Raw genomic sequence first — 8,337 nt, 5'->3', positions numbered from 1 at the left:
CCGCGTCCTGCACCGAGGCCAGCAGCTGCTGGAACGCCCCGGCCTGCGGCCCGCCGTCAGTGGCGAGCCTGCCGAGCAGGGCCGCGAGCGTCACGTCGCGCAGGCCGGCCCCGCCGAGCCCGCCGACCATGCCGGTCAGGTCGTCGGTGAAGGTCGAGCCCTCCTTGTCGAGCCAGGAGCCGGCCATGGCCTGCACCGCGTCGCTGTTGCCGACGAAGGCGTCGACGCTCTTGCCGGCGGAGATGGAGTTGACGAGCCGGTCGAAGAACACCGAGTCGCCGCCGACGATGTCGATGTTGGCCTTCTCCAGTCCGGCGCCGACCAGCGTCGCCTGGGCCTCGGCGATCTGCCGGTGCACGTCGATGCCGGCGATGCGGACCTCCTTCTCGGCGTCCAGGCGCAGCCGGTACTCCTCGTGGCCGCGGCCGGCCTCGTCCATGGCCGCCATCGCGGCGGCCTTCTCGGTGAGGCCCTCGGCCTCCGCCTTCAGCTTCTCGCGCATCGAGTCGGCCTCGGCGAGGCCCATGCTCTTGGCGGCTTCCGCCTCTGCCAGCCCCATCTCCTTGGCCGCGTTGGCCTCGGCGTGCCGCGTCTTGGCGATGGCGTCCGCCATGCGCTCCTTGACCTCGGCCTCGGCCAGTCCGGACGCGGCCTCCTCGGCGCGGCGGCCCTCGGCGAGCCGCGTCGCGGACTGCGCGTCGAGGTCGGCGGCCTTGCGGCGCGCCTCGGCCATGGTGATCTCCTCGGCGGCCCGGTGCTGGGCGGACTGCTCGGCGGCCTCGGCGGCCTTGATGTCCTTGACGAGCCGCTCCTGCGCCTGGGCCTCGGCGCCGATGATCAGTGCCTGGCGCTCGCGCTCGGCCTCCTCGACCGTGCGCAGCTTCTTGATCTCCTCCTCCTGCTGCGCGACGGTCTTCTCGACCGCGATGCGCTCGCGGATGACGTCGGCGATGTCCCGCTTCTCGCCTTCGAGTTCCTTGTCGGCGGCGATGCGGCGCAGCTGGGTCTCCCGCTCGCGGGCGATGACCTCCAGCAGGCGGTCCTTCTCGATGCGCTCCTTCTCGATCGCCTCGACCCGCTCGCGGTTGAGCTTGGCGACGGCGATCTCCCGCTCGCGGTTCTCGTTCTGGATGCCGAGCTGCTCCTCGGTCTTGATGTGCGCGGCGTGCGAGCGCAGCCGCTCCTCGGCCTGGACGCGGGCGGTCTCGGCCTCCTCGCGGGCGCGGACGGTGTCGATCTCCCGCTGCTGCTTGATCTCGGCGTCGGCCTGGCGGCGCTCCAGTTCGAGCACGGCCTCCCGCGCGTCGACGTTCTGGCGGGTGATCTCCTTCTCCTCGTTGCGCTGGAACTCGTTGGTGGCGATGTGCTGGATCGCGGTCAGCTCGGTGATCTTGCGAATGCCCTGGGCGTCGAGGATGTTGTCCTTGTCGAGGCGGGCGAGCGGTGTCTGCTCCAGGTAGTCGATCGCCGCGTCCTCCAGGCTGTAGCCGTTGAGGTCGGTGCCGATGACGGCGATGATCCGGTCGCGGAACTCGTCGCGCATGGTGTAGAGGTCGGCGAAGTCGAGCTGCTTGCCGACGGTCTTGAGCGCTTCGGAGAACTTGGCGTTGAACAGTTCCTGGAGCGTGCCGCGGTCGCTGGCCCGCTCGGTGCCGATGGCCTGGGCGACCTTCACGACGTCGTCCTTGGTCTTGTTGACGCGGACGAAGAACGAGATCCGGATGTCGGCGCGGATGTTGTCCTTGCAGATCAGGCCGTCGTGGCCGGTCCGTTCGATGTCGATGGTCTTGACCGAGATGTCCATCACCTCGGCCTTGTGCAGCACCGGCAGCACGACCATGCCGGTGAAGGTCACCTCGACCTTGCGCATCTTGGAGACGATCAGCGCCTTGCCCTGCGGGACCTTGCGGAACAGGCGGCTGACCACCAGCAGCAGGCAGACCAGGATCAGCAGGACGACGGCGACGAGCACGCCGAAGCCGGTGGAGATGGCATCCATAGGATCAGTTCCCTCAAGTCGATCACGAGCGGTTGTGGGCGGGCCGGCGGCGCGCGGTGCCGCGCCGGGCCCGTAATCGGGTCGCGAACCGTGCGGATACGTTGCGGCGCGGCGGTGTTCCGGCGATCACGGTGGCCTCCCCCTTGGCGTGCTTCGTCAGCCTGTCGGCCGGTTCGGGTCCAGTGCCGCGTCGAAGGGCGCCACCCGGAAGAACTCGCCCTCGGCGTCGTAGTCGAAGATGAGCGCGCTGCTGCCGAGCGTGAGCCCTGCGGTGCCGTCGTCGTTGCGGACCTGGACCAGCGCGGTCGAGCCGTCGTCGGCGGCGACCTCGGCCTGCCCGAAGGACATGTCCACCCGGCCGGTGCGGATGGTGCACACCCGGCCGACGAAGTCGCTGCGTGAGATGCCCCGCTCGACCGGTGCCAGCCGCCGCAGCGGACGGACCAGCGCGCCGGTGACGGCCCAGGCCGCGACCAGCGCGACGGGCAGGACCACCAGCCGCAGGACCGGGTTGCCGAAGAGGACCGCACCTGTCAGGGACACGAACCAGGCAACGACGGTCAGCAGCGACAGCACGATGGTCACCGGTACTCCGCCGAGCCCGAAGGCCGCGAAGACACCCGCTCCGCCGCCGGCGGAAGCACCGGGGTCAACGCCCTCACCCCCGTCGAGGGCGTCGACCTCCGCGCCGCCCACCAGCACGATCAGCCAGTAGGCGATCACCACCACCAGCGCGAAGCTGAACAGGACCGCCGGGAACGCCAGTGCGGCGCTCAGGAATCCACCCATCGTCCTGTCCCCCGTTCCGGTGCGGTGTGCCCTCATCCTGGCAGTCCCCGCACCCGGCGCACATTGCCGGATCCCGGCAGTGTTCCGCCTGTTTACGTTGTCCTTATCCTCGGGATGTTCGTCTCCCGTGCGCTCTCGTCCACGGCTTCACGGCGGCGCGGGCCGCACGGCCGCACGGCTGCGCACGTCTCACGGGCTACGGACGCGGCCCGGACGCCTACAGTTCCTGCGTCGGCCAGCCGAGGAGCCGGGCGCCCATCGCGGCCGTCTCCAGGGTGTAGCGCTGAAGGGCGTCACCCGGGTCGTAACCGGTGAGCACCCTGATCCGCTCCAACCGGTAGGACAGCGTGCGCACGCTCACGCCCAACCGGCGCGCGGCCTCCGCGTTGACGTACCCCGCCGCGGCGCACTCCGCCAGCGTGCGCAGCAGCGGCTCCGCCCCGCCGCGCGCGTCGGTGAGCGGCCCGAGCACGGTCCGCACCAGGTCGGCCATCGCCTCCCGGTCCCGCAGCAGCACCGGGAAGACCAGCAGCTCGGCGGTGGACAGCCGTACCGCCTCCAGGCCCAGCCGGTCGGCGATCACCACGTTGCCGAGGGCCTCCTCGTAGCTGCGCACGACGCCGCCGGCGCCGCTGTGCTCCCGTCCGGTCGCGACCCGCTGGGCGGCGGCGTAACCGGCGCCGGGGTTCTCCGCCAGCCGGCAGAAGGCGTCCAGCACACCGCGTTCGCTGCCCGCGGCGATGCACACCAGCCGGCCCTCCTTGGTGGCCAGCAGCACGTCGCGCTCGCCGAACCGGCCGATCAGCTCCCGCTCGATGCGCCGGACCGTGGGGTGCACGTCGTCGAACCGCTCGGTGCCGGCGGCCACCGCGACGGTGTGCGCGTAGGACAGGTGCAGTCCGAACTGCTGGGCCCGCTCGGCGAGCCGGCCCATGTCGCTGCGGCCGTACAACAGGTCGTCGACGAACTCCCGGCGCTCGGCCTCCGCCTGCCGGACGGCGAGCCGCTGGGCACGTTCGTGGCCCTCACTGATCGCGGCGACGGCCGACTCCAGCACCCCGAAGACCGCGTCCCCGGTACGCGCCCGCTCGGCCGGTCCCGCGGCCCGCGTCACCCCGGGCAGCGTGCCCCACAGCTTGCGGGTCTCCCCCAGGTAGAGGCTGACGAGCTGACGCAGCCCGAACCCGGCCTCGGCGGCCCGCTCCCCCAGTTCCCGCAGGGCGTCCAACTCGGCCCGGCGCGGCACGCGCCCCGTCGCGGACACCTCGGCGAGCAGGCTCGGGTACTCCCCCAGAAAACTGCTGGGTATCCCGGCGCTTTTCACGTTGGCACTTCTTCCCCCGCGGCTCTCCCGGCCGGCCGGTCCGCCGTCCGGGGTTGTTGCCGGGACAGCGTAAGCGAACACCTGGGCGGAGGGATAACCTGTCCATCGGATTTCGTGCGGCGCCCGACCGGGCGCCGCACTGCGGAACGTCAGAAAGTCAGGTCGCGGTGGCTGGTCGGTTGGCGCTGCTGCGCCATTCGGTTTTCGGGGCGCATCCGGCGCGGGTCGTCGTCACCGCTTTCGCACTGGCCGTGGCGCTGGGCACCACCCTGCTCGCACTGCCGCTGGCCGCGGAGGACGGCCGGCCCACCGGTCTGGTGCCGTCCCTGTTCACGGCCGTGTCCGCGGTGTGCGTGACCGGTCTCGCGGTGGTGGACACCGGTGAGCACTGGAGTGCCTTCGGTGAGGCCGTCATCCTCGTCCTGTTCCAGGCCGGCGGCTTCGGCATCATGACGATCGCCTCGCTGCTCGCCCTGCTGGTGCACGGCAAGCTGCGCATGCGCATGGCGCTCCAGGCCCAGGCGGAGACGAAGTCGCTCAGCCTCGGGGACGTGCGCAAGGTGCTGCTGGGCGTCGCCGGAACCACCGTGGTCGTGGAGTCGACCACGGCCGTGGTGCTTTCCCTGCGTTTCCGGTTCGGATACGACATGCCGGTGCCCGAGGCACTGCGCCAGGGCGTCTTCCACGCCGTCTCCGCTTTCAACAACGCCGGCTTCTCTCTTTTCCCCGACAACCTCGTACGGTTCCAGAGCGATCCGTGGGTGATGCTGCCGGTCGCCGTCGCCGTCATTCTGGGCGGTCTGGGCTTTCCGGTACTGCTGGAGGTGATCCGCCACCGGCGGCGGCAGCGGACCACCGGCCGGCGCAACTGGTCGCTGCACGCGAAACTCACCCTGGCCATGACGGCCGTGCTGCTGCTCGGCGGCACCGTGCTCACCTGCCTGTTGGAGTGGCGCAACCCCGGCACCCTGGGCCCGATGAGCACCGCCGACAAACTGCTCGGCGGCTTCTTCCACTCCGCGATGACCCGCACCGCCGGGTTCAACGCGGTGGACGTCGCCGAGATGGAACCGGCCACCCTGCTCACCACCTGCATCTGGATGTTCATCGGCGGCGGCAGCGCGGGCACCGCCGGCGGCATCAAGGTCACCACCTTCGCGGTGCTGGCCGCGGCGATCCTCGCCGAAGTGCGGGGCGAGCCGAACTCCGGCATCTTCGGGCGCAAGCTGGCTCCGCACGTGCTGCGGCAGGCGCTGACGGTGGCACTGCTCGGCGTGGCCCTGGTGCTGGGCGCGACGGTGGCACTGCTGGCCGTGGTGCGGCTGCCGTTCGAGGTGGTGCTGTTCGAGGCGGTGTCGGCGTTCGGCACCGTGGGGCTGTCCGCCGGCGCCACCGGTGAGCTGGGCACCGTCGGCCAGCTCATCATCATCCCCCTGATGTTCATCGGCCGGCTCGGACCGGTCACCCTGGTGTCGGCGCTCGCCCTGCGGGAGCGCACGCGGCGATACCAGCTACCGGAGGAGCGACCTGTCATTGGCTGACTATCTGCACTCTCTTCGCAGGCGCCGCGCCGCCCGGCGCGGCCCGTCCCGCAACCGGGCTCCGGGGTCCGACCGGCGGGTGGCCGTCATCGGCCTGGGCCGGTTCGGCAGCTCACTCGCCTCCGGCCTGGTGCGGCGCGGCTGGGAGGTGCTGGGCATCGACGAGAACCCGGCACTGGTCCAGAAGGCCTCCGACGAGCTCACCCACTCGGCCGTCGCCGACTGCACCGACATGGAGGTGCTGCGCCAGCTCGGCGTGCACGAGTTCCCCAGCGTGGCGGTCGGCATCGGCAACGACATAGAGGCCAGCATCCTGACCGCCTCGAACCTGCTGGAGTTCGACGTGCCCAACATCTGGGCGAAGGCGATCAGCCGGCAGCACGGACTGGTGCTGGAACGCCTCGGTGTGCACCACGTGGTGCTGCCCGAGCACGAGATGGGCGAGCGGGTCGCGCACCTGGTGACCGGCCGAATGCTGGACTTCATCGAGTTCGACGACGACTTCGCCCTGGTCAAGACGGTCGCGCCGACGGTGGCGACCGGAGTGCCGCTGGGCGCCAGCCAGGTGCGGACCCGTTACGGGGTGACGGTGGTCGGCATCAAACCGGCCGGCCGGGACTTCACACACGCGACGGCCGAGACGGTCATCGAACCCGGCGACGTGATCATCGTCACCGGGCGGACCAGGGCGGTGGAGGCCTTCACCGAGCTCCAGTAAGTGCAGCCTGCATCCACTGGCCGGTACGGACGCGCGTGCGGCCCTGCCCTCCTGTGAGGGAACGCCGCGATGCGGGTACGGTGAAACCGACGTCGTCAAGATCGAGACAAGATCGAGCAAGCGTGCCGGGAAGTCTGGTCGGCAGCGCAGTACCGCGCGCTTCCTGCCGATCCGCCGAACCCCCCGGAGGCACGCCCTGATGACACGCGTCCCAGACCCCGACGAGTGCCGGGACGTCTTCGCCCGGCCCGGTGTCCGCGAACGGCGGGTGCTCGCCGACGCGCTGCGCACCGAGACGGTCGGCGGCATAGTGCTGCTGGCTGCGGCCGTGGTCGCGCTGCTGTGGGCGAACACGCCGCTCAGCGGCGCGTACGACGCGGTGCGCGACTTCCACTTCGGCGTTCCGGCGCTCGGTCTGGACCTGTCGGTGGAGCACTGGGCGTCGGACGGGCTGCTGACCATCTTCTTCTTCGTCGCCGGCATCGAGCTGAAGCGGGAACTGGTCGCCGGTGAGCTGCGCCGGCCCGCCGCCGCCGCGCTGCCGGTGGTCGCCGCGGTCTGCGGCATGCTCGTACCGGCCCTGTTCTACGTCGCGGTCAACGCCTACGGCGGCGGCAACATGAGCGGCTGGGCCATCCCGATGGCGACCGACATCGCCTTCGCGCTCGGTGTGCTCGCCGTCGTCGGCACCAACCTGCCCTCCGGCATCCGCGCGTTCCTGCTGACACTGGCGATCGTCGACGACCTCGGCGCGATCGTCGTCATCGCGATCTTCTACACCTCCGCACTGAACCTGTGGGCGCTCGCCGGCGCCTTCGCCGGCCTGGTGGTCTTCTGGTTCCTGCACCAGCACCTGGGGCTGCGCGGCTGGTACTTCTACGTGCCGCTCGGCGTGGCCGTCTGGGCGCTGATGTACAACAGCGGCGTGCACGCCACCATCGCCGTGGTCGCGATGGGCATGCTGCTGCGGGTGCGCACCCGCGAGGGGGAGCCGACCTCCCCCGCCGAACGCGTCGAGCACCTGGTCCGGCCGCTGTCCGCCGGTGTGGCGGTGCCGATCTTCGCGCTGTTCGCCGCCGGCGTCGCGGTGAGCGGCTCGGCGCTCGCCGAGGCCGCGCGCCAGCCGGAGGCCCTCGGTGTGGTGCTGGGGCTCTTCGCGGGCAAGGTGATCGGGGTCTTCGGCGGTACCTGGCTGGCCGCCCGCTTCACCCGGGCCAGACTCAGCGACGACCTGGCCTGGTCGGACGTGGCCGGGGTGTCGATGCTCGCCGGTATCGGCTTCACCGTCTCGCTGCTCGTCACCGAACTGGCCTTCACCGACGAGGAGACGACCGAGCACGTCAAGGCGGCGGTACTCATCGCCTCGCTCATGTCGGCGGTCGCCGCCGTGGTGGTGCTGCGCATCCGGGACGCCAAGTACCGCCGCATGTGGGAGGAGGAGAACCTCGACGAGGACGGTGACGGCATTCCCGACCTCGACCAGCGCGAGGAGGCGGAACTGCTCGCCCGCGAGCAGGCAGCCGCACGGGAGGCGGCGGACCGGGAGTCCACCGCCCGCGACGGACGGCCCACCGACCCGGGCCCGGGGAAGGGCCCGCGGAGCGGCCCGGGAACGGACCGGGGCTGAGGCGTCCCGGGTCCGGGCGGGGCCGGAGGCCGGCTCGGCCCGTCGGCGGTCAGCGGCCGGGCGGGCCGAGTTCCAGGCGGACGAACCGCGGCCGGTACAGCGCGACGTCGCTGTGCACCGCGCTCAGCGAGTCCGGCACGTTCACGTCGTAGCTGAGCAGCAGTGCGCTGCCCTCGTCGGTGAGGGCGGGGTGCGCCTGCGGGTTGTAGGGCGCGGCGCCGGCAGCCGCACCGCCGGGTGGCAGCGGCGGTTCCAACGCGTCGGACGGCCCGTGCCAGGGGCCCTGCGGGGCGCACGACCAGTAGGACGTCACATGGGTCACGCCCCGCCCGTCGGGGC

General features: G+C 71.5%; 6 protein-coding genes and 1 pseudogene. 3 read left to right on the top strand and 4 right to left on the bottom strand.

Features of this window, described 5'->3' with window-relative positions:
* The 3 genes from ACYVE9_RS09895 to ACYVE9_RS09885 form a co-directional block, all read right to left on the bottom strand.
* Window positions 1-1,999, bottom strand: a 1,999-nt coding sequence (locus tag ACYVE9_RS09895; RefSeq protein ID WP_461027387.1) for a flotillin family protein, incomplete at its 3' end; no start/stop codon positions are given.
* A gap of 156 nt (window positions 2,000-2,155) precedes the next feature.
* Window positions 2,156-2,788 carry a hypothetical protein gene (locus ACYVE9_RS09890; RefSeq protein ID WP_461027386.1) on the bottom strand — a complete coding sequence of 211 codons (633 nt, stop codon included), beginning with the start codon at window positions 2,786-2,788 and terminating at the stop codon, window positions 2,156-2,158.
* Between the two features lie 217 nt (window positions 2,789-3,005).
* Complete coding sequence (locus ACYVE9_RS09885) at window positions 3,006-4,112, bottom strand: PucR family transcriptional regulator (protein ID WP_461027385.1); 1,107 nt, start codon at window positions 4,110-4,112, stop codon at window positions 3,006-3,008.
* 167 nt (window positions 4,113-4,279) lie between these two features.
* Between ACYVE9_RS09885 and ACYVE9_RS09880 the strand changes: the two genes are divergently transcribed.
* From ACYVE9_RS09880 to nhaA, 3 genes are all read left to right on the top strand, one after another.
* Window positions 4,280-5,653 carry a TrkH family potassium uptake protein gene (locus ACYVE9_RS09880; RefSeq protein WP_461027384.1) on the top strand — a complete coding sequence of 458 codons (1,374 nt, stop codon included), beginning with the start codon at window positions 4,280-4,282 and terminating at the stop codon, window positions 5,651-5,653.
* The gene (locus tag ACYVE9_RS09875) at window positions 5,646-6,371 is read left to right on the top strand and encodes a potassium channel family protein (RefSeq protein WP_461027383.1); all 726 of its coding nucleotides are present in this window, start codon (window positions 5,646-5,648) and stop codon (window positions 6,369-6,371) included. The genes ACYVE9_RS09880 and ACYVE9_RS09875 overlap by 8 nt, the downstream gene beginning before the upstream one ends.
* A 199-nt stretch (window positions 6,372-6,570) precedes the next feature.
* Complete coding sequence (gene nhaA, locus ACYVE9_RS09870) at window positions 6,571-7,998, top strand: Na+/H+ antiporter NhaA (RefSeq protein ID WP_461027382.1); 1,428 nt, start codon at window positions 6,571-6,573, stop codon at window positions 7,996-7,998.
* A gap of 49 nt (window positions 7,999-8,047) precedes the next feature.
* Here nhaA and ACYVE9_RS09865 read toward each other — a convergent pair.
* A pseudogene (locus ACYVE9_RS09865) lies at window positions 8,048-8,337 on the bottom strand (hypothetical protein); the annotation flags it as partial.

The organism is Streptomyces sparsus (assembly GCF_054776295.1).
The sequence above is the reverse complement of the archived record's forward strand: the minus strand, read 5'-3'. Positions and strand labels throughout refer to the sequence as shown.